The 21,957-nt window shown below is 63.9% G+C and carries 16 protein-coding genes and 1 tRNA gene; 10 read left to right on the top strand and 7 right to left on the bottom strand.

What is annotated here, in order from left to right; translation table 11 throughout:
• Positions 1 to 176 precede the first annotated feature (176 nt).
• Entirely contained in the window at positions 177 to 1,148 is a 972-nt protein-coding gene (pfkA, locus tag B0919_RS20270) for a 6-phosphofructokinase (RefSeq protein WP_078014118.1), read from the top strand.
• Positions 1,149 to 1,241: 93 nt separating this feature from the next.
• A complete protein-coding gene (locus B0919_RS20265; RefSeq protein WP_078014117.1) occupies positions 1,242 to 1,850 on the top strand; it encodes a hypothetical protein in 609 nt (202 codons plus the stop codon).
• A 711-nt stretch (positions 1,851 to 2,561) separates the two neighbouring features.
• On the opposite strand, the gene miaA is transcribed toward B0919_RS20265, so the two are convergent.
• Both miaA and B0919_RS20250 read right to left on the bottom strand, forming a co-directional pair.
• A complete protein-coding gene (miaA, locus tag B0919_RS20255; RefSeq protein ID WP_078014115.1) occupies positions 2,562 to 3,467 on the bottom strand; it encodes a tRNA (adenosine(37)-N6)-dimethylallyltransferase MiaA in 906 nt (301 codons plus the stop codon).
• Positions 3,464 to 4,591 carry a glycosyltransferase gene (locus B0919_RS20250; RefSeq protein WP_139362283.1) on the bottom strand — a complete coding sequence of 376 codons (1,128 nt, stop codon included), beginning with the start codon at positions 4,589 to 4,591 and terminating at the stop codon, positions 3,464 to 3,466. Before B0919_RS20250 ends, miaA begins: the two co-directional genes overlap by 4 nt.
• Before the next feature lie 133 nt (positions 4,592 to 4,724).
• Between B0919_RS20250 and B0919_RS20245 the strand changes: the two genes are divergently transcribed.
• The 3 genes from B0919_RS20245 to B0919_RS20235 all read left to right on the top strand — a co-directional run bounded on the left by B0919_RS20245 (position 4,725) and on the right by B0919_RS20235 (position 10,118).
• The gene (locus B0919_RS20245; RefSeq protein WP_078014113.1) at positions 4,725 to 8,810 is read left to right on the top strand and encodes a PAS domain S-box protein; all 4,086 of its coding nucleotides are present in this window, start codon (positions 4,725 to 4,727) and stop codon (positions 8,808 to 8,810) included.
• Positions 8,811 to 8,869: 59 nt separating this feature from the next.
• Complete coding sequence (locus B0919_RS20240; RefSeq protein WP_078014112.1) at positions 8,870 to 9,247, top strand: response regulator; 378 nt, start codon at positions 8,870 to 8,872, stop codon at positions 9,245 to 9,247.
• Between the two features lie 103 nt (positions 9,248 to 9,350).
• Positions 9,351 to 10,118 (top strand): MBL fold metallo-hydrolase, encoded by a 768-nt coding sequence (locus B0919_RS20235; RefSeq protein WP_078014111.1) that lies wholly within the window; start codon positions 9,351 to 9,353, stop codon positions 10,116 to 10,118.
• Between the two features lie 231 nt (positions 10,119 to 10,349).
• Here B0919_RS20235 and B0919_RS25420 read toward each other — a convergent pair whose 3' ends face one another.
• Positions 10,350 to 10,523: a hypothetical protein gene (locus B0919_RS25420; RefSeq protein WP_176133152.1), complete on the bottom strand. Its 174-nt coding sequence runs from the start codon at positions 10,521 to 10,523 to the stop codon at positions 10,350 to 10,352.
• 340 nt (positions 10,524 to 10,863) lie between these two features.
• Here B0919_RS25420 and B0919_RS20230 point away from each other — a divergent pair, with 340 nt between their 5' ends.
• The gene (locus B0919_RS20230; protein WP_078014110.1) at positions 10,864 to 12,462 is read left to right on the top strand and encodes an NFACT RNA binding domain-containing protein; all 1,599 of its coding nucleotides are present in this window, start codon (positions 10,864 to 10,866) and stop codon (positions 12,460 to 12,462) included.
• 122 nt (positions 12,463 to 12,584) lie between these two features.
• On the opposite strand, the gene B0919_RS20225 is transcribed toward B0919_RS20230, so the two are convergent.
• A tRNA-Leu gene (locus B0919_RS20225) sits at positions 12,585 to 12,666 on the bottom strand.
• 237 nt (positions 12,667 to 12,903) lie between these two features.
• Between B0919_RS20225 and B0919_RS20220 the strand changes: the two genes are divergently transcribed.
• Positions 12,904 to 13,389, top strand: a complete 486-nt coding sequence (locus B0919_RS20220) for a low affinity iron permease family protein (protein WP_078014109.1) — start codon at positions 12,904 to 12,906, stop codon at positions 13,387 to 13,389.
• 91 nt (positions 13,390 to 13,480) lie between these two features.
• On the opposite strand, the gene B0919_RS20215 is transcribed toward B0919_RS20220, so the two are convergent.
• Positions 13,481 to 14,215 carry a Dps family protein gene (locus tag B0919_RS20215; RefSeq protein ID WP_078014108.1) on the bottom strand — a complete coding sequence of 245 codons (735 nt, stop codon included), beginning with the start codon at positions 14,213 to 14,215 and terminating at the stop codon, positions 13,481 to 13,483.
• Positions 14,216 to 14,391: 176 nt separating this feature from the next.
• Here B0919_RS20215 and B0919_RS20210 point away from each other — a divergent pair, with 176 nt between their 5' ends.
• Both B0919_RS20210 and B0919_RS20200 read left to right on the top strand, forming a co-directional pair.
• Complete coding sequence (locus B0919_RS20210) at positions 14,392 to 15,096, top strand: VIT1/CCC1 transporter family protein (protein ID WP_078014107.1); 705 nt, start codon at positions 14,392 to 14,394, stop codon at positions 15,094 to 15,096.
• Positions 15,097 to 15,212: 116 nt separating this feature from the next.
• Entirely contained in the window at positions 15,213 to 15,734 is a 522-nt protein-coding gene (locus B0919_RS20200; protein WP_078014106.1) for an MOSC domain-containing protein, read from the top strand.
• A gap of 56 nt (positions 15,735 to 15,790) precedes the next feature.
• On the opposite strand, the gene B0919_RS20195 is transcribed toward B0919_RS20200, so the two are convergent.
• Both B0919_RS20195 and B0919_RS20190 read right to left on the bottom strand, forming a co-directional pair.
• Positions 15,791 to 16,210: an OsmC family peroxiredoxin gene (locus tag B0919_RS20195; RefSeq protein ID WP_078014105.1), complete on the bottom strand. Its 420-nt coding sequence runs from the start codon at positions 16,208 to 16,210 to the stop codon at positions 15,791 to 15,793.
• Positions 16,211 to 16,381: 171 nt separating this feature from the next.
• A complete protein-coding gene (locus tag B0919_RS20190) occupies positions 16,382 to 17,179 on the bottom strand; it encodes a DUF2490 domain-containing protein (protein ID WP_078014104.1) in 798 nt (265 codons plus the stop codon).
• A gap of 344 nt (positions 17,180 to 17,523) precedes the next feature.
• On the opposite strand from B0919_RS20190, the gene B0919_RS20185 reads away from it, so the two are divergent.
• Positions 17,524 to 21,936 (top strand): DUF4394 domain-containing protein, encoded by a 4,413-nt coding sequence (locus tag B0919_RS20185; protein WP_078014103.1) that lies wholly within the window; start codon positions 17,524 to 17,526, stop codon positions 21,934 to 21,936.
• Positions 21,937 to 21,957 lie beyond the last annotated feature (21 nt).

The raw sequence follows: 21,957 nt of genomic DNA, 5'->3' as shown, positions 1-21,957 counted from the left end.
AAGTTATTGTTTCCGGCCCATCCGTCCAATACGGATAAGCTGAAAAAACTGCCACCTTGCCTTTCATATTTGCGCATAAATTTTAGCAAACGGGGCCGCAGTTTGGCCGTTCTTGTACATTTGCCATTTCATAGACGGGCCTGCCGCCGGCGGCCCGTTTTACTGACCCACGAAGAATGAAGCGAATTGGAGTGTTTACCAGCGGCGGTGACGCGCCCGGTATGAACGCGGCCGTGCGCGCAGTGGTCCGCACGGCCCTATACCACGGAATCGAAGTATACGGCATCATGCGCGGCTATTCGGGCATGATCAAGGGCGAAATTGTAAAGCTGGATTCCACCTCGGTGGCCAACATCGTGCAGCGCGGCGGCACCATCCTCAAGTCGGCGCGCAGCCAGAAATTTACCACCAAGGAAGGCCGCCAGGAAGCCTACAACCAGCTGGTGAACCACCGCATCGAGGGCCTGGTGGCCATCGGCGGCAACGGTACTTTCACCGGCGCCATGAAGTTTGAGGAGGAATTCGGCATTCCGACGGTGGGCGCCCCCGGCACCATCGACAACGACCTGTTCGGCACCGACTACACCATCGGCTACGACACGGCCGTGAACACGGCCCTGGAGGCCATCGATAAAATCCGTGACACGGCCGACTCCCACGACCGCGCCTTCTTCGTGGAGGTGATGGGCCGCGACTCGGGCTACATCGCCATTCCCTGCGCCATCGGCGGCGGGGCCGAAATTGTGCTGGTGCCCGAGCAAGTGCAATCCATCGACACGGTCATCGACACGCTGCAGCAGGCCCGCTTGCGCCAGAAGTCCTCGTTCCTCATCATCGTGGCCGAAGGCGACGAAGAAGGCAACGCCACGGCCGTGGCCAACAAAGTGAAGGAGGCCATTCCGGAAATGGACGCCCGCGTGACGGTTATCGGCCACATTCAGCGCGGCGGCGCCCCCTCGGCCGCCGACCGCCTGCTGGCCTCGCAAATCGGCATTGCGGCCGTGGAAGGCCTGCTCAACGGCATGCGCAACGTGATGGCCGGCATCGTGGACCGCAAGCTGGTGTACACGCCCTTCCACGACTGCATCTACCGCAAAAAGCTCATCAACCAGGGCTTTATGCGCATGGTGGAAATCCTGTCGGTGTAAAGAATTGCTGCGCAAGCAGAATAAAGTAAACCGTTTGGCCGGTGGTTTGCGGAAGCAAGCCTTGGTCAAACGGTTTACTTTATTCTGCATTCTATGAAGCGTATCTACTCCCTGGCTATTGCCGCCCTGCTCGCGCTGCCTGCCACCGCCCAGACGCCTGCCCTCACTCCCGCCGCCCGCCCCCACCTGCTTGATTTCGGCTTGGGCACGAGCCTGAACGGATCGGGAGATTATAACTGCCTGAAAACGCACCTGGGCTACACCCGCACGCTGAGCCGCCATGTAAGCGCTGGCCCTCGCGTATCGATGATTAGCGGAACCAAGCGCTTGGTGTTTGGCCCGGCCGACTATCTTCCCATGAGCTACCACGCGGTGAATCTGGAAGGCGAAGCGTACTACGCCCCGTTCGGCAACGACCGGCGCGTGGTATTCGCTGTGGGCGTCGGAGCCTACGCGGGCTATACCTTGCAGCAGGACTTCGAGTGGGCCGGCTACGGCCTGGACGCCAACGGGAACCGGGAACTGCAGTACAAATCCCGCGACCCCAACGGGTTCCACGTGGGCTACATGGCCTCCCTGAACCTGGATTTGGCAATGGGCCGGCAGCAGCTGTGGCTGCTGGGGCTGAAGGCGGCTCTGCAAAACGACACTTATGCCAACATCCTGCCCGGCGCTCAGCTCCGCATCGCGCGGTGTTTGTAGTCAGCAGGGCAGTTTAATTACCTAGTATTAAAGAACTAACACATTGTAAAACAGTGCTTAAGTCCTCATAACTTCATGTCCCCTTCTTACTTTGCATTTGTTGGAGCTGTATTATGCTCCTGCTCAGCGTTTGCTCAACAGGCTACTGACGACGTGCCGCGCAGTGCTGTAGAGCTAGGTGTGGGCCAGGGCCATTCCGGCTACGCCGGATTACGGGCGCAGATTGGGTACAGGCAGTATTATGGCTCCCATTTTTTTTCAAGCGCCCGGTTATCGGGTACACGGGTTTCTGAGCCGCTAATAATGGCCCCTGGGGCTACGCCCCTACCGCGTCACTACCAATCGGCGTTCTTGGAGTATGCGCTTTACTACAATTTTTTGCGCAATACTCGGCGCTTAGCCGTGGCTGTGGGGATAGGTCCGTATTTGGGCTATACCCATAAGCAGGACTACCTCTGGGTAACGTACGGCTACAACCCTGCTAGCACGCAACCGGGAACTCTTGCTTATGAGAAATATCGCGTGTCCGGCGTCCGAATAGGCGCCCTTCTGTCGCTTCACGTAGGTGTAGCCATTGATAAACACCAGCGCTGGCGGCTGGAGAGTGAAGGTATATTCCAACGTATGCGCGGTGGCGCACAGTTAGGCTTAATACTGAAAACATCTTACCGGCTCTACGCCGCCGATTAAGGCAGCTTTCCGCTTGCGGCGTTAGTGGGCCAGCATTGCTTTGATGGCTAGGTCAGCTGCGTCGGGGTGCAGCCAGTGGTACTGCTCATCGCGGCGCAGCCAGGTGAGCTGGCGCTTGGCGTAGCGGCGGGTGTTGCGCTTGAGCAGGCGCACGGCTTCGTCCCAATCGTACTCGCCATCCAGGTAGCCAAAGATTTCCTGGTAGCCCACCGTCTGCAGAGCCTGGGCGTGGCGGTACGGCACCAAGGCGCGCACTTCGTCGAGCAGACCCTCAGCCAGCATCTGGTCCACGCGCAGATCGATGCGCTGGTACAGTTCTTCCCGCTCGCGGCTCAGGGCCACTTTCAGTACCTGGAAAGGGCGCTCCGCCTTCGGGCCGGCGCCGTGAAACGAGCTGAACGGCTGCCCGGTGCTGCGGCACACCTCCAGGGCCCGCAGCACGCGCACGGGGTTTTGCCGGTCGATGCGGGCGTGGCTGACGGGGTCCAGCTCGGCCAGCTCGGCCACCAGCGCGGGCAGGCCCTTGGCCGCCAGCTCGGCTTGCAGCTGCTCGCGCACGGGCGCATCAGCGGGCGGCAGCTCGTCCAGCCCATCGGTAAGGGCCTGCAGGTACAGACCCGAGCCGCCGGTCAGAATCACCACCGAATGCTGCTGAAACAGCTCCTGCAGCAACGCTAGGCAATCGGCCTCGTAGCGGCCGGCGCTGTAGTCCTCCGTGATGCTGTGCGAATCGATAAAGTGATGCCGCACGCCCTGCATTTCGGCCGGCGTGGGCTTGGCCGTGCCGATGCGCATTTCGCGGAAAAACTGCCGGGCGTCGGCCGATACCACGTCGGTACCGAGCTCCTGGGCCAGGCGCACGCACAGGGCCGTTTTGCCCACAGCCGTGGGGCCAGCAACTACCAGCAGCGTCGGTTGGGTGTTCATGCCGAAACGGGAAAAGAGGTGGCGGGCCAGAGTGCGGCGTAGAGGCGCAGCAGCTCCTGCTCTTCGCGCTGCCAGTTTAGGGCTTGCCGGGCCTGCCGGCAGTTGCGGGCCAGCACGTCGTAGCGCGCGGGCTCATCGCGCAGCAGGCGGTTCAGGGCGGCGGCCAGCGCGGCGGGCGTCAGCTCGGGGACTACTTCGGCCACCTCGTACTGCTCGTTCAGGGCCAGGTACTCGGGGAAAGGCGAAATCAGCTGCGGCACGCCGGCGTGCAGGTAGTCAAAGAACTTGTTGGCCAGCGAATAGTAGTAGCTCAGGCCCAGGTTGTCGAGCACGCTGATGCCTACGCGGGCACCCTGCGTAACGCGGCGCAGTTCCTGCGGCAGCACGAAGCCACGAAACTCCACCTGCCCGCTTTGCAGCAGCCCCAACTCCCCGGCCCGCTGGCGCAGGCCGGCCGACAGGTCGCCTTCGCCGCAAATGACTAACCGGGCCGGCACCTGGGGCATGGCCTCCAGCAGCGCCTCCAGCCCGCGGCCGGCGTTTAGGGCGCCCTGGTACAGGATGTAGCCTTCGCCGCCGGCAGCCGCAGTGCTTTCGTTCTGCAGGCGGCTGATGTTGCGCACCGTGCCGAAGGACCGGCCGTAGCGCTGCTCAAACAGCCGCGCCAGCGCCGGGCCCACGGTGTAGGCCAGCGTGGCGCGCGGCACGATGAACCGCTCCACCCAGCGCCAGACGCGCTGCACGGCCGGACGCGCCACTACTTCGGGCACTTCCGTAAACAGCTCGTGGGCGTCGTACACAAAGGGCAGGCCGCCCAGGCGGGCGCGCAGCCACACGGGCAGGGCCGCGTCGAGGTCGGCGGCGCCGTAGGCCGCAAAACCGCGCTGCCCCAGCAGGTACAGGATCAGGCGCAGGTTGTACTCGAGGTAGAACAATTTGCCCTTGGTGAACCAGCAGCGCAGCCGGTGCTGTTCGTAGGGCTGGGGCGTGAGCGGCTGCGACGTGGGCCACTCCCGCCCCACCAGCCGCACCCGGTAGCCGTGCTCGGCCAACGACGTGCAAATGCGCTGCATCCGCTGGTCGTAATTCAGGTCGGTGGTAACGGCAAAAAGCAAACGGCGCACGGGCGGGAAGAAAAACCCGACCGTCCGCGCCGCGGATTGGCACGGGGGTTCGGATATATTTGACAAATTTAAGAGGTTAACCCCGCTTGTCGGCAGGCCCAGCCCCTAGGCCCCGCAGGCGGACGCCCCGCGTATGAACCTGCTATCGGACTCTACCCATACCGCCGCCGACGAAGCGGCCACGTACCGCGCCCTGTTCAACGGGGCCTACGACGCCATTCTCCTCTACGACGAGCACGGCCAGCTCTTCGACTGCAACCAACGCGCCGTGGAGATGCTGGGCACCACCCGGCCGGTGCTGCTGAGCGCTGGCCTGATGGGCTTTACCCGCCCCGAACGCTCCAGCTTCGAGACGTGGATGAGCGACGAAGAGCTGCAGGAATCCCTGCTGCACACGGCGCGCACGGGCCAGCCGGTGTCGCGCGTGTGGTACGGCCAGCGGCCCGATGAAACCCTGCTCGACGCGTGGATTACGCTGCACCGCTTGGAGCTGCCCAATCAGCGCTGCCTGATCCAGCTCACCGCCCGCGACGTAACCCACGGCCGCCGCCAGTACGAGGCGCAGAAGCACGAGACGACCGCCACGCGGCTGCGCGAGCAGCTGCGCGACGTGCTTACCCGCGCCGACCTCGGCTTTTTGCAGCTCGACGTCAACGGGCGCATCGTCGATGTCAATGAATTTTTCCTGCTCATGACGGGCTACTCCCGCGAGCAGGTGCTCGGCCAGGAGTACTTCGGCTTGTTTGCCCCCGAGGTGGAGCGCGAGCCGCGGCGCTATGCCTACCGCCGTGCCCTGGAGCGCGAGGAGTTGCAGGACTTCTTCGAACGCTCCCTGCTGGCCTACGACCGGCACCGGCGTACAGTGTACTGGTACGCCGAGTTCGTGCGCGACGTGGAGGACAAGGTCAGCGGGGTCATGTTCGTGGGACGCGACGTGACCAAGGGCCAGTTTACGGCCCGTGCCCTCGGGGAAAGTCAGTCGCGTTTGCAGGACTTTCTCGACAACGCCCACGACCTGATCCAGAACCTGAGCATCGACAACCGCTTTTTGTTCGTCAACAAGGCCTGGAAGGAAAAGCTGGGCTACGACGATGAGGAGCTGCCCGGCCTGGCCCTCACCGACGTGGTGCACCCTTACTACAAGGCCAAGCTGCTCTACCAGCTGCGCAACCTCTACAAGGGCGAGAAAGTCAACAAGCTCGAAACCGTCTTTCTCACCAAGACGGGCAAGCCAGTGCACCTCATCGGCTCCATCACCTGCTCCTGGGACGACGGAGAACCGGTGAGCACCCGCGCCATCCTGCACGACATCACCGACCGCATCAAGGCCGAGCGCCTGCAGAAGGTCTACTACAGCATTGCCAACCTGGCCATCAGCTCCAAGGATTTGCACTCTTTGTACGGGGCCATTCACCGCGAGCTGAGCAAGATCATCGAAACCAACAACTTCTACATCGCGCTCTGCGACGAGGCCCGCACGCAACTACAGTTTGCGTACTTCGTTGATCAGAACTCGCAGGGAGAGAAGGCAATGGTGATGCGCCCCTTCTCCTCGGGCGTGTCGGAGTACATCATCCGCACGGGCAAGCCGCAGATTCTGCTCAAGCCCGATTTGCAGGCGCTCATTGCCGACGGCACCATCACGGCCTACGGGCTGATGCCGGAGGTCATGCTCTGCTCCCCGCTGAGCATCGGCGACCGGATCATTGGCGTCATCACGGTGCAGGACTATACCAAGCCCGACGCCTACGCCCCGTCCGACCTCGAAATTCTGCACTTCATCTCGAACCAGGTGGCCCTAGCCATTGAGCGGAAACGCAACGAGGTGCAGATCAACAAGCAGAATGCGCGCCTGAACGCCATTTTCGAGAGTGGTACCCACCTGATGTGGTCGGTGGATCTGAAGTCGCGCCTGACCTCGTTCAACCGCAACTACGCCGCCTACTTTCTGCGCCGCAACGGTGTGCACCCGGCCGTCAACATCAACCTCTGGCACGCCGACCTGGCCATGATGGAGGAAGACGCCCGCCAGCTGTTCATCGAGCACTACACCCGGGCCTTCGAGGGCGTGCCGCAGCGCTTCGAGGTGCGCCTGCGCGACGTGCGCGGCCACGACACCTGGCGCGAAATCTACCTCAACCCCATCTACCTCGACGACGGCACCTTCGAGGAAATTTCGGGCATCGCGCACGACATCACCGACAAGAAACGCTCGCAGCTGGAAATGGCGGCGCAGGAAGAGAAATTCCGCGCCATCTTCGAGTCGTTTCAGGACATCTACTACCGCACCGACGGCAAGGGCATCATCACCATCATTTCGCCCTCCACCTACGACATCATGGGCTACCGGCCGGAGGAAGCGGTGGGCCACGCAGTAGCGGATTTTTACGAGTACCCCGAGCAGCGCGGCGAGCTGCTGCAGGAGCTGGAACGCAACGGCGGCGTGGTACGCAACTTCGAAACGGCACTGATTCACCGCGAGGGACACGCGGTGAAAGTACTGGTGAATGCCCGCGCCCTGCACGACGAAACGGGGCGCTTCCAGGGCATCGAAGGCATTGCGCGCGACGTGACGGACTTCAAGCAGATGCAGGACGATTTGCGCCGCGCCAAGGACGAGGCCGAAGCTGCCCTGCACGCCAAAACGCAGTTTTTGGCCAACATGAGCCACGAGCTGCGCACCCCGATGAACGGCATCATCGGCATGATTGATCTGCTGCACCAGACGGTAGCTTCCGAGGAGCAGGAAGAGTACATCGACACGCTGCGCAAGTCCTCGGACGCGCTGCTTGCCATCCTGAACGACATTCTGGACCTTTCCAAGATCCAGGCCGGCAAGATGGAGCTCAATGAGGAAGGCATGGACCTCCATTACACGATGGAGAAGATTCACTCGCTGTTTGCCAACCGCGCCCAGCAAAAGCAGCTCGATTTCACCTACGATATCACGCCGCACACGCCGCGCTTTATCATCACCGACGAAACGCGCCTCTTGCAGGTTCTCTCGAACCTGACCTCGAACGCCATCAAGTTTACCCAGCAGGGCGCGGTGACGGTACGGGCCACTTCCGTATCCACCGACGGCGTGGAGCACACCCTGCGCTTCGAGGTGCAGGACTCGGGCATCGGCATCTCGCACGAAAACGCCAAGCTGCTCTTCACCAACTTCACTCAGCTCGACACGACGCCCACCAAGTCCTTCGGCGGCACGGGCCTCGGCCTGGCCATCAGCAAGCAGCTTACCGAGCTGATGGGCGGGCAAATTGGCGTCGACTCGGTGGTGGGCGAAGGGGCCACGTTCTGGTTTACCATCCGCTGCCGCGTGGCCGAAAACGAAGAAGCCATCCTGCAGGAGCGGCAGGCCTCACGCGATAGGTCGGCGGCCGGCATCATGCGCTTTGAACAGACGCCGCGCATCCTGCTCGTCGACGACAACCCCATCAACCAGAAGGTGGCCATGCGCCTGCTGGACAAGCTGGGCTGCCGCACCGACGTGGCCAGCGACGGGTTCGAAGCCATCGGATTGGCTACCAGCGGCATCCGCTACGACGTCGTCTTCATGGACATACAGATGCCCGAAATGGACGGCGTGACGGCCATGCGCGAAATTCGCCGCCGCCTCGGCCCCAGCTGCCCGCCGGTGGTGGCCATGACGGCCTATTCCATGAAGGAAGATGCGGAGCGCTTCGTGCAGCAAGGCATGGACGACTACGTGCCCAAGCCGGTGAAAAGCCAGGACCTGTACGAGGTGCTGCGCCGCTGGCGGCCGCAGCTGACTATGGCTTCGGCCACCGCCGCCGAAACGTCGGAATCTTCGGCATTGGCCGACCCGGACGCGCCATCGGACACCCTGGATTTATCGGCGCCCGATCCGCGGCCGGTCATCGACCTGGATACCGTGGAGCAGCTGCGCCAGCTCGGGGGCTCCGACTTTGCCGCCGGCCTCTACGCCGACTTCGAGCAGGAAGCCGGCCCGCTGCTGGACGAGGCCCGGGGCTTGGTGGAGGCAGGAAATTACCCCGAAATTCTCCCCCATTTGCACCAGCTAAAGGGCACTGGCTTCACCCTGGGCCTAACGCGGCTGGCCGAGCAAGCCAAGCACTTGGAACACGACCTGAAGCAAGGCCGTACAGAACATGCTGTGCGGGATTTTCAGGCGCTTTTGCATTACTTCGCAGAGTTCATCCAAGAGTACCCCACGCGCACTAGTGCCGCCTGATTGGCCCGTCCGGCCCTCAGCTCCACACTCTCCCTACTCCAAAACCTTAGCTAGCAGTCATGTCCGACTCGAAAACCATTCTGATTGCGGAGGACAGCTCCGTAATTCTGAACCTGACCAAGAAAATTCTGGAGCTGCAGAAATACCGCATTGTATCGGCTAAAAACGGTGGTGAAGTGGTAAAGCAACTCGAAGCACAGCCTATCGACTGCATTTTGCTGGATATAAATATTCCAGTAAAGGACGGCATGACGGTGGCCCGCGAAATCCGGCAGCACGCCGACGACAAAATCCGGCAGGTGCCCATCATTGCCATTACCGGCAACGCCAACAACTACTCCATGGACGACTTCCGGGAGGCGGGCGTAACGGACTACCTGCCCAAGCCACTGGATTTCGACGCGCTGGTACGCACCGTGAAACAGCATATCGGGTAAGTTGTAGAAGTGAGAGCTGAGAAGGGAGAATTGAGACGTCGTTCAGCCACCGGCTGCTGCGCTCTTTCTCGCTTCTCGCTTCTCAACTCTAACTTCTGAATTCATGCAAGTCACTTTCCTCGGCACGGGCACGTCGCAGGGCGTACCGGTTATCGGCTGCCACTGCGCGGTGTGCCGCTCGGCGGACTTCCGCGACAAGCGCCTGCGCGTGTCGGTGCACCTGCAGGTGCAAGGGCGGAGCATTATCATCGACTCGGGACCGGATTTCCGCCAGCAGGTGCTGCGGGAGCGGGTCGACCGGCTCGATGCGCTGGTGTTTACGCACGAGCACAAGGACCATACGGCCGGCATGGACGACATCCGGGCCTACAATTTCAAGCAGCAGCAGGACATGCCCGTGTACGCCGAGCCGCGGGTGCTGGAGCAGCTGAAGCGCGAGTACGCTTACATTTTTGCCGAGCAGAAGTACCCCGGCGTGCCGCAGGTGCAAACCGTGCCCATCCTGAGCGACACGGCCGCGTTTGAAGTCGAGGGCATTGAATTTCAGCCCATCCGCGCGCTGCACTACAAGCTGCCGGTGCTCGGTTTCCGCGTGGGTCACTTTTCCTACGTCACCGACGCCAACCATCTTTCGGCCGCGGCCCGCGAGCAGCTGCGCGGCTCCGATGTACTGGTGCTCAACGCCCTGCGCCACGAGCCGCACATTTCGCATTTTAGCCTCTCGGAGGCATTGGAAGTCATCGAGGACGTGCAGCCCCGGCGCGCTTACCTCACCCACATCAGCCACCTGCTGGGCAAGCACCGCGAGGTAGAAGCCTCCCTGCCCGCGCACGTGCGCCTAGCTTACGACGGGCTGCGCCTGGAAGTCTGAGCCAAGGCTTATGGCTGATAAGCGGCCCCGTCACCCGATATAAATCGTGGCGGAGAAGAGGGGCCGTCCTCTTCCTGAGCCGGGTGCTAGCTTGGTGCCGTGCCTGCTTTGATTACTGACTGGCTTGACGAGCAGCCACGGTGCTGGCAATTTCAAGCAGGGCGCCCACAGCGGCTATGGCCAGGCGTGCCACGTAAACCCCGCTGAAGCACAGCGTCCATAGCAAAAGCTTCAGCGCCGCTTCAGCGCCGCTTCGCTGCCGCGCAACTCCGCCAGCAGCAGGGAATAGCTGCGCCAGTTGCCCTGCAGCAGTGTGTTAAGGCCCAGTGCCAGTAGCAGCGCCGTTGCCGAAACGGCAACTAAGCACACTAATTCTCGCAGTATTAATCCCTTGATTTTCGGCATATAGTTTACTTGGTATTCTGATAATTGAGCGAACAGCGAAGAGGATAGCAGCTCGGCAGTATGGCTTGAGCAGGCAGGGACTAGCCCGTTGAAGTGCGCGCCGGTAGTTTTGGTACCGTGTCTGGCCCGCCCCGGTTTCGACTACGCAGCCCTCAAGCACGGCAATATATTGTTTATCGGCAATGAATGCCCCTCACGGCTGACGCCTGGGGCCGCGGCCGGCCCTAATACCACCGAAGGCTAAGCCAGGGCAGCGCATTGATTCTGCCCGGCAGACGCCACTAAGGGCGCTACCGTACAACCCATAATCTGCAACTTGCAGGGCGTAGCTGGATTTTTCATGCACAACAATTATTACTTCCTGCGGCTGCTGGCCCCGGCCCTGAGCCGCCATTTGGCTGGTTACCGCGTCGTTACTTGCTTTTCCCAGGAAAAAGACGAGTTGGTCATCGGGTTTGTCAAGCCCAGCTCGTCGCCAACCGACGAAGCGGCCGAGTTCTGGCTGAAGGCCCACCTGGCGGGTACCCAGCCGCTGCTGAGCCTGCCCGAAACCTTTCACCGCGCCCGCCAAAACTCCGTGGACCTGCTACCCGACCTGCTCGGGCTGGTGGTAGCCGAAGTCGACGTGACGCCCAACGACCGGGTGCTGCACCTGCGCTTCGGTGGCGGGGCCGCGCTGCTGCTCAAGCTGTTCGGGCCGCGCCCGAATGCCGTTTTTTACCCCGCCGATCCGTCGGCACCGGCGCAGCTGTTTCAGCAGCGCTATACCACCGACGCCGCCCTGCGTGCCGAGCCGACCCGCCCGGACCCCATGCCCGCCGAAGTAGCGGCGCACCCCGACCCGGCCCGCCTCTACCCCACCCTCGGCGAAGTGCCGCGGCAGTGGCTGCGGCACCGCAGCTACGACACGGCCCCGCAACCCACACGCGTGGCGCTGCTGCACGAGGTGCTGGCGCTGCTGCTGGCCCCGCCGGCCTTTTACATCACCGCGCTGGAAGGGCGCACCCGCCTGAGCCTGCTGCCAGTGGGCACGGTGGAGCAAACCCTGCCGCCCGACCCGGTAGCCGCTCTGCGTGCTTTCGTGCCGCTGCTGCTGGGCCGGGGCGCCTACGAGGCCGAGCTGCGCCAGCTGCAGCATACGCTCGAAAAGCGCGCCGACGAATCCTCAACCAGCGCCAGCATGGCCCGCAAGCGGCTGCACGCGCTGGAGCACGAGGCCAGCTACCGCCAGACGGCCGACCTGATTATGGCCCATCTGCACCAGATTCCGGCCGGAGCGGCGCAGGTAGAGGTGCTGGATTTTTACCAACACGACCAGCCGCGCATCATTAAGCTCAAACCGACCGAAACGCCTCAGCGCACGGCCCAGAACCTCTACCGCAAGGCCAAAAACCAGCAAATAGAGATGCAGCAGCTGCAGGAGCGCGCCGACAAGCGCGAAACCGAGGCGCTCTGGTGTATGGAACGCCTGGAAGAGCTGCCGGCCATCACGGATCTGCGCACGCTGCGCACCTGGCGCAAGCAGCACGGCCTTGACCCTACTCTGCAGGCGAAGGCCGCGGCCTCGGAGCTGCCGTTCAAGGTGTTTGAGGACGGCGGCTTCACCATCCTGGTGGGCCGCAATGCCCAAAACAACGACCTGCTCACCCAGCGCTACGCCCACAAGGACGACCTGTGGCTGCACGCCAAGGACGTCAGCGGCTCGCACGTGGTCATTCGCCAGCGGCCGGGCCACCCCGTGCCCGCGCCGGTTATTGAGCGGGCGGCTCAGCTGGCTGCGTGGTATTCACGCCGGCAAAACGACTCCCTCTGTCCCGTCACCGTGACGCCGAAGAAATACGTGCGCAAGCCGCGCGGCGCCGAGCCGGGCAAGGTGGTGGTGGAGCGCGAGAAAGTGGTACTGGTGGTGCCGAGCAACCCCTACGAGCGGGGCAGCTGAGGCCCGACAAGCAGGCGTCAGTTTAGTCCCAGGCACGGCTAAATTGGCATCACCCGCATATGACTATGGCCCAAAACATCAGCGGCCGGCTCCTGCATCAGGAACCGGCCGCTGGGCTGGTGTGCGCACAGGGAGAGTCGAACTCCCACACCCGAAGGCACCACCCCCTCAAGATGGCGTGTCTACCAATTTCACCATGTGCGCAGAACACATAATCGACGCTGCTGGCAGCGCCCGCTCCGCCGTCGAGGGTGGCGAAGTGGCGACAAAAGTAGTAGATGCTTGGTGGCGTTGCAAGCCCAGCACGCGGATTTCTGCCTTCTGGCGCGTATACATAAGGTTATCAGGGATAAAAATTACCAGCGGCCCGGCTTTCATGCCGCCTTCACACCCTTTGCCGAAGTTGCCGGTCTTTATCTGCCGCCTTTCCACACCCCTTTTATGAAAACCAAGGAGGCCTTCCAGGAGCTGGGCTTGCAGCACCACAGGTCCTTTTTTCAGCGCATCGCGCAAGCCATTACCCAATGGTCCGGCTCGACGAGTGCCTTCCTGCTGGCGCTGGGCACGGTGCTGGCCTGGGCCGTTACGGGGCCCCTGTTCCATTATTCTGAGAATTGGCAGCTCGTCATCAATACGGGCACGACCATCATCACCTTCCTGATGGTGTTCTTGATTCAGCGCGGGCAAAACAAGGATTCGCTGGTGCTTCACCTGAAGCTCAACGAACTGATTGCCGCCACCAAGGGCGCCAGCAACCGTCTGATTAACGCGCAGGACTTCACGGAAGAAGAAATTGCGCTGCTGCACCAGTTTTACTGCCTGCTGGCCGAAAAAGCCCAGCAGGATAACGACCTGGGCCGCACCCACACGGTGGAAGAAGCCGAGGAAAACCACGCCGAAAAGCAGCTGCACAAGCACCGCACGTAACTGCCCGCACAGGGTGGCTATACACCGACGCGGCGGCTCTCCCGGGTAGGAAAGCCGCCGCGCTGACGTTTGGAGGTAAGGAGAAAGGTGCTTATTCAGCTTTGGCCAGCGGGGTGTTCACCACGTGCTCCGACACAAACCACACCTGCATTTCGTTGGTGCGCATTACGTCGCTCACGACGAGGTCGTTGGTGCCATCGTCGCCGGAATCATCCGCGCGCTTGGCGAAGTCGTGGCAGTTTTTGAGCATGATCTGGTGGGCCTCCAGCAGGCGCGACACCTGCACGGGGGCCTCTTCGCGGTCCTTGGGCGGGCGCGGAATGCTGGTCAACTCGGCCACGTCGGCGGCCATGGCCACGGCCACACCGCCCAGGATCTGGATGCGCTCGGCAATGGTATCGACCAGCTCGCTCTGCTCCTCGTAGTGCTTGTCGTAGAGCAGGTGCAGCTGATAGAACGTGGGGCCCACCACTTGCCAGTGGTGTTTCTTGTACATATCACGCAGGGTGATGGTATCGGCCAACAGCTGGTTCAGCATGGTTACGCTTTCCTGGCGCACCTGCTCGCTCAGGCCGATGGGCAGGCGCTGGGCCACGGTACCGAACTTCTGGAGCGGGGCCACGGCGTCGCGCTGCTGGTTGAGAATGGGCTGCACCAGCGGCTGGTTGCGGTCGGCGGGGCGCACCGGCGCGTCGATATCGGCGGCGTCGGGGGCTTTGGCGGTATCGGCGCGGCCATCGGAGGCGGCAGCGGCTTTTTTAGCGGCGGCTACGCGCGGAGCCGGAGCGGCAGGGGCTTTCTTAGCGGAGGTGGCTTTGGTTGCCATGAGTAGGGTAAAACGAAGTGGTGCGGTGTAATTCGGAAAGGCCCGTTGTCGGGCCGGGCGCGGCTGCCCGGAAGCGCCGCACCTGTCGGCATTACGCCAAGCATCCGCCCGGGGTTGAGGTCAGGCCGTATATTTAGCCGCGCCCGCCGCCCGATTTTTCTTTCCCGCAGCTGCTCATGTCGGCCCACCACCAGCACCCCCACCCCGAAGAACACCTCACCAGCTCCGCCCTGCTGCAGGACATCGTCATTGGCCTCTCCGACGGGCTCACGGTGCCTTTTGCGCTGGCCGCCGGGCTGAGCGGGGCCGTACAGTCGTCGGAACTGGTGATTACGGCGGGACTGGCCGAAATCGTGGCTGGCTCCATTGCCATGGGGCTGGGCGGGTACCTTTCGGGCCGCACCGAGCTGGACCACTACGCCGCTGAGCTGCAGCGCGAATACCGCGAGGTGGACGAAGTACCCCACGTGGAGCGCGCCGAGGTGCAGGAGTTGCTGGCGGATATGGGCCTCTCGCCGGCCACGCAGGAGCTGGCCATGCGCGAGCTGACGGCCGACCGCGACCAGTGGGTGAAGTTTATGATGAAGTACGAACTGGGCTTGGAAGAGCCCGACCCACGCCGCGCGCGCAACAGCGCCGCCACCATCGGGCTGGCTTACGCTGCGGGCGGGCTGATACCGCTGAGTGCCTACTTTTTTACCTCTACTCCCGCCGAGGGCCTGCTGTGGTCGGCCCTCATCACGCTGCTGTGCCTGCTGGTGTTCGGCTACTTCAGAAGCCGTATGACGGGCCAGCCACCCGTGTGGGGCGCCCTGAAAATGGCCGCTATCGGAGCGGTAGCGGCCGCCGCGGCTTACGGCGTGGCCAGTTTAATAGAATGAGCAATGGGCGTTTAGGCTAGCTTCTTCATTCTTCATTCTTCATTCTTCATTCTTCATTCTTCATTCTTCATTCTTCATTCTTCATTCTTCATTCTTCATTCTTCATTCTTCATTTTATGGCTTTTCCCTTCTTCGGCGACGATAAATCAGTGGTGGCCCGGCTGCTGGCTACCCTGCCCCAAACCGGGCGGGTAGAGTGGGTTGGGGTGCGCCCGCGCCGGCGCGAGCCGCTGGCCTCCGTCGAGGAAGTAGAGGCGCTGACCGACGCGCATCTGGTAGGCGACCACGCCCGCATCAAGCCCGGCGGCAAGCGCCAGATTACGCTGATTCAGCACGAGCACCTGGCTGCCGTGGCGGGCTACCTGGGCTTGCCTGAGCCGGTAGCGCTCGGCCGGCTACGGCGCAACCTGGCCGTCAGCGGGCTGAACCTGCTGTCGTTGAAAAACCGCCGCGTACGCATCGGCGCGGATGTGGTGCTGGAAATCACCGGGGAGTGCCACCCCTGCTCGCGCATGGAAGAAGAGCTGGGCCCCGGCGGCTACAACGCCATGCGCGGGCACGGCGGCCTCACGGCCCGCATCGTGCAGGGCGGCCGCATCCGGGTAGGCGACGCCGTGCGAGTGGAGCCGGCCGGGTAAGTCGCCGCCAGGCGCAGGGCTGCAAGTTGGCGGCTGGTGTGGCGCCAGGGAGGCGGTTAAGTCAGCTGGGCGGTGCAGCGGATATTGGCCCGCAGCACTTTCGACACCGGGCAGTTCTGCTGGGCGTCGTCGACGAGGGCCTGAAACCGCTCGGGCGAAAGCCCCGGCACGGCGGCATCAACGGTCAGGTTGGACTCGGTGATGCAGCCTTCGTGCAGCACCACTTCGCAGCGCGCGTCGATGAACGTGGGCGTAAAGCCGGCCGTTTGCAGATTGAAGGCCAGCTTCATGGCGAAGCAACCCGCGTGGGCGGCCGCAATCAGCTCCTCGGGGTTGGTGCCCACTCCGTCGGCGAAGCGCGTGTGGTAGCTGTAGCGGGCTTCCTGCAGCACGGTGCTGCTGGTGGTGAGCTGGCCGGCTCCATCGGTGCCGCGGCCCAGCCAGCGGGCGGTAGCAAATCGTTTGATAGCAGACATAAGCAGGCGGGTGATAGCAGCGCAATGAGGCCCAGCGGCGGCTCGCAGGCGGCAGAAATGTAGGCAGCTCCTACGGAATAGCGGGGTGTCGGCTCGTTCCATTTTGGGAAGCCCGGCCTGAGCTGGCGCTACTCATCACCTAATCAGCCGCTTTAACAGCCGTAGCAGTACCTAGTCCTGCTGGGAAGGGAGCCGCTCGGGCGCCTCGGCCGTGGTGCGGTGCGCCAGCCGGTACATCACCGATAGCACCACGTTGTTTTTGGCGGCGGTGTTCTGCGGCACGTACTGGCCTTGCCGCACGGTGGCCACGTTGTAGTTGGCCTGATTAACCCAGCCAAGCTGCAACACCACGTGCTTATTGAACTGGTACCCGATGCCGGCGTACACGCGGTTGCGCTCAAACACCGGCCCTTTCGGGTTTAGAAATATCTCGTCGTAGGCCGAGAGAAAGAAGGTTTTGGCCGTGATGGTGGGCGCGTTGAGCGGCAGGAAGGCATTGAGGCGGTAGCGCAGCCGTTGGCGGAAGCCAGTGCTGTCGCCGCGGTAGCTGAACCAGCGCTGCTCCACACGGTAGCGGTGCTCCACTTTCAGGCGCTTCATGTACTGGTTGAGCACCAGCTGTTCCCACAGGCGTTTTTCCACGTTGAGCGGGCCGGTACCCAGGTCCTGGTAATCCGAGGTGCTGTAGCGGCCGCCAGCCACCATGAATGTAAAGTTGGGGTCGAGGTCGTAGCTCACGCCGGCCTTCACTTCGTGGTAGAAGTACTGGCGCAGCAGCCCGTTGGAGCGGGCCTGCACTTCGGCGTAGCCACCCCATTTGTGCTCCGTGTTGCCGGGCAGCAGCAACGTAAATATGCCCCAGGTGCCCCAGGGCTGCGGCGCATTGGCCGGCCTCTGGGCTACGGCGGTGCCGCCAGCGGCCGTCAGCAGCGCCGTGGCAAAGCCCGTTACGATTCGTGATGTGCACATGGAAAACGGCCGGTGGGCGGAACCTAGGAGCAGTGAGCAGACAAGCATTTCGGGGGCGAAGCTCAGAAAACGGGGTTCTTCTCCCAAATACCGATGCGAATAACCGGCTTCTGACGGCCTCAAAACCGACAGTGGTGGCTGGCCAACCACTTAGCGGAAAGTCCCTCTAACAACAGAAAAGCACAGCGGAAGCCAGCAATGCACTCATTTAATTTTTAATGTAGTTTTAACGAAATTATTCAATCCACCCGCCCACTCGCCCGCGTATGCTTGTCCGGCTTGGCCCGGCTTCAGGGCTGCTCCTTGTGTGCACTTTCCTATTTCACCAAACCTCATCTTAGCTTATGCCCACACCCTTACTGCGGTTTTCTTCCCGTCCGCTGTCGCCTGCGTTTCGCCGCTCCCTGGGGCTGCTGGGCGGCGCGCTGTTCCTGACGCTGGCCGCGCCCGCGGTGGCCAATGCCCAGACGGTATTTGGCCTGTCGGGCACCGATTTGACCTCGGTCAACCTGGCCAGCCCGTTCACCTCCCAGACGCGCGTAGCCATTGCCGGCGTCGCGACCGGCCAAACGCTGGTGGGCCTGGATTTCCGGCCCGCCACCGGCGAGCTGTACGCCCTGGGCTACAACAGCGCGCTGACCACCGCCAACGCCCAGCTTTACGTCATCAACCAAACGACGGCCGCGGCTACGCCCGTGGGCGCCGTCATGTCGCTGGCCCTGGGCAGCAGCGCGGAACGCATCGGCTTCGACTTTAACCCAACGGTGGACCGCATCCGCGTCGTCAGCACCAACGACGCCAACTACCGCCTGCACCCCACTACCGGGGCCGTGACGACGGACGGCACGCTGGCCTTTGCGGCTGCGGATGCCAACGCCGGGCAGAACCCCTACGTGGGCGCGGCGGCCTACACTAACTCCTTCATTGGGGCGGCCAGCACCACGCTCTACACCGTGGATGAGCAACGCTCCCTGCTGCTGACGCAGAACCCGCCCAACGCAGGTACGCAGAACACCGCGGCGGTGCTGAACCCGCAGGCCGGCGGCAACCCTACGCCCATCAACGCGCCCGGCGCCAGCACCGACCTGGACATCATCAACTTCGGCGTCAACGACCAGCAGGCTTACCTGAACGTGAACCAGGTACAGGGCGGCTCCTTCATTTCGCTGCTCTACCGCCTGAACCTGACTACCGGGGCTACTACCCTGGCCGGGGCCATCAACGGGACGGGCGTGGGCATCACCGACATTGCCATCCGCATCGACCGCACGGCGCCGGCGCCGAGCGGGCAGCTGCTCTACGCGCTGAACACCAACAACACGCTGCTCTCCTTCTACTCGGGCACGCCGGGCTACATCAACACGGCCGTGGCGCTGAGCGGGGTAACGGCCGGGCAGACCATCGTGGGCACCGACTTCCGCCCCAATACCGGCCAGCTGTTCGGCCTGGGCTACGACGCGGCCACCAGCGGCGCCAACACCCAGCTGTACACCATCGATCCGGGCACGGGCGTGGCCACGGCCGTGGGCGCGGCCATCCGGCTGGAGTTGGGCGGCGCTACCGACAACATCGGCTTCGACTTCAACCCGACGGTGGACCGCATCCGCGTTACGAGCACCAACCGGGCTAACCTGCGCCTGAACCCCAACAACGGCGCTCTGGCCGCCACCGACGGCCAGCTGGCTTACGCCGCCGACTCTACGCGGGCCCGCATCGGCGCGGTGGGCTACACCAACAGCTACCCCGGCAGCACCAGCACCACGCTTTACGACATCGACGAGGCGCGCAGCGCGCTGGCCATTCAGAACCCGCCCAATGCAGGCACGCTCAACGTGGTGGGCAACACCGGACTGGCCATCAACCCGGCCAACGCCCTGGTGGACCTGGATATTTACTTCGACCGCAGCACGCTGGCGAACCTGGCCTTCGTGGTGAGCAATGTGGGCGGCAACACGACCAACAGCAGCCTGTTTACGCTGGACCTGGCCACGGGCGCTACCAACCAGGTAGGCACCATTGGCCAAGGCATTCTGGTGCGCGACGTGGCGGCTCAGCTGAGCGGCGCCGATGCCTCGGCGGCGCTGACGGGCCGCCTGCTCTACGGCGTGGCCGGTGGCAACCTGGTGTCGTTTGACTCAGGCAACCCGACGGTGATTCGCACGGCGGTGAACATCACCGGGCTGCCGGCTGCGCAGGTGCTGGTGGGGGCTGATTTCCGGCCGGCCACCGGCGAGCTGTACGCCCTGGGCTACGACGCCAGCACCCAACAAGGCCAGCTGTACACGCTCAGCCTGACCACTGGCGCCCTGACGGCCGTGGGCGCCCTCAACAGCATGGCGCTGGGCGGGGCCGCCACGGCCATTGGCTTCGATTTCAACCCGACCGTGGACCTCATCCGGGTAGTATCGGCCTCGACGCGCACCAACCTGCGCGTGAACCCGACCACCGGGGCCGTAACGGTGGATACCCAGCTGACCAACCCGAGCGGCGTACCCGCCCTTTCGGGCGTGGCTTACACCAACAACGACAACAACGTCAACACCGGCACCACGCTCTACGGCTACGACCAGGCCCGCAACGTGCTGCTGCGCTCCACCAACGCCAACGCCGGTACCTACGTGGACCAGGGCCCAACGGGGATTTTCATCAACCCCAACGGCGTGGAGTTTGACGTGTACAGCGACCTGAGCAACCCGGCGGCGCCTGCCAACTCGGCCTTCCTGGTGGCCACTCCCGGCGGCGTGGCCGCCGCCACCGACAACCTGTACACCGTGGACCTGGCTTCCGGTGCCGCTACGGCGGTGGGCCGCATCGGCTCGGGCACCAACCTGACGGGCCTGGCCGCCTTCCTCACGCCCGGCCCGATTATCACGGCGGGGCTGACGTGGACCGGCGCCGTGAGCACCGACTGGGGCACGGCCGGCAACTGGCTGCCCGCACAGGTACCGACGGCTACCGACAACGTGACCATTCCGGACGTGGCCAACGACCCGGTGGTGAGCAACCCGCAGTTTGCCAACAACGTGACGCTGCAGAGCGGCGCCAGCCTGACGTTCCGGCGGGGGGCGCTGCTGCAGGTCAACGGTGACTTCACCAACAACGGCGGCACCACGAGCGGCAGCGACCTGGGCGAGATTCGCTTTACCGGCTCGGCCAACCAGACCATCAGCGGCACCACGTCAACGTTTGACGTGCTGACCACCAACACCGGCGCGGTGGTGCTCAATGCGCCCGTGCGGATTCAGCGCAGCCTGAACCTAACGGGCAGCCTGGTGTCGCAGGGCAACCTGACACTGCTCTCGACGGCGGCCCGGACGGCCCACGTGCTCAACCTGGGCAACAACACCGTGTTCGGCAACGTGACGGTGCAGCGCTACATCGACCCGAGCCTGAACGCGGGCCCGGGCTACCGCCACTTCTCCGCGCCGGTGACCGGCTCGACCGTGGGCGACCTGGCCGTGGGCAGCTACGCGCCCGTGGTGAACCCGGCCTACAACACGGCCCCGGTGCCCACCAGCGTGACGCCCTTCCCCACCGTGTTCGGCTACGACGAAACGCGCGTGACCAGCAGCGGCAACCCCGCCCCGCAGGACTTCGACCGGGGCTTCTTCTCGCCCGCCGCGCTGGCCGACCCGCTGACCGTGGCGCGCGGCTACACGGTGAACATCCCGGCCGGGCTGACGCCGGACTTCGTGGGCACGCTCAACAACGGCCCCATCACCGCCTCGGGCCTGACGCGCGGCACGCAGACCGAATCGGGCTGGCAGCTGCTGGGCAACCCCTACCCCTCGCCCCTCGACTGGGACCTGGTAGGCCGCTCGAACGTGGACGCGGCCGTGTACGTGTACCGCTCCACCGGCCCCTATGCCGGCACCTACTCCAGCTACGTGGCTAACGGCGCCGGCACCAACGGCGGCACGGACGTCATCGGCCTGGGCCAGGGCTTCTTCGTGCGCGTGAGCACGCCCGGCACCAGCAACGGGCAGGTGAGCTTCACCAACGCGGCGCGCCTGGCGCCCGAGGAAAGCCCCGTGTTCCAGCGCCCGAACGCCATCACCGGCCCGCTGGTGCGCCTGGAGCTGCGCGGCGCCGCCGGCCCGGCCGACGAGACGGTGGTGTACTGCGAAGCCGGCGCCACCGCGGGCTTCGACCCGGCCCTGGACGCTTACAAGCTGCTGGCCGGCAGCTCGCTGGTACTGGCCTCGCAGCTCGACGCGGCCACGCGCCTGTCGGTGAATGCCCTGCCGCCGCTGACGGCTGCCGACCGCGTGGTGAGCCTGTACGTGCAGGCCTTGCCGACTGGCACCTACACGCTGCGCGCCAGCGAGCTGCTGAACCTGCCCGCCGGCACCTTTGCCTACCTGCGCGACGCCGCGACCGGCGCCGCCGTGGACCTGCAGCAACAAGCCAGCTACAGCTTCGCCACCACCGGTGCCCCGCTCGACGCGCGCTTCTCGCTGCTGCTCACCCAGCAGCGCGTGCTGGCCGCCGCCCCGGCCCAGCTCAGCGCCCAGGTAGCCCTGTACCCCAACCCGGCCCGTGGCAGCGCCACGCTGGCCCTGCCGGCCGGCCTGCGCCAGCAAGCGCTGGACGTGACGGTGCTCAACGCGCTGGGCCAGCACGTGCTGCGCCGCAGCCTGCCCGCCCGCGCCACCGACGCCGTGACGCTGCCCCTCACGGGCCTGGCCAAAGGCGTGTACACCGTGCGGCTGAACACGCCGGCCGGCACCGTCAACAAGCGCCTGGTGGTGGAATAAATGCCTAATATTGGCACGCGG

The sequence above is a fragment of the Hymenobacter sp. CRA2 genome, assembly GCF_002007105.1.
Lineage (GTDB): Bacteria > Bacteroidota > Bacteroidia > Cytophagales > Hymenobacteraceae > Solirubrum.
Note: the sequence above shows the minus strand (reverse complement) of the source record. Positions and strands in the feature narration are given on the sequence as shown.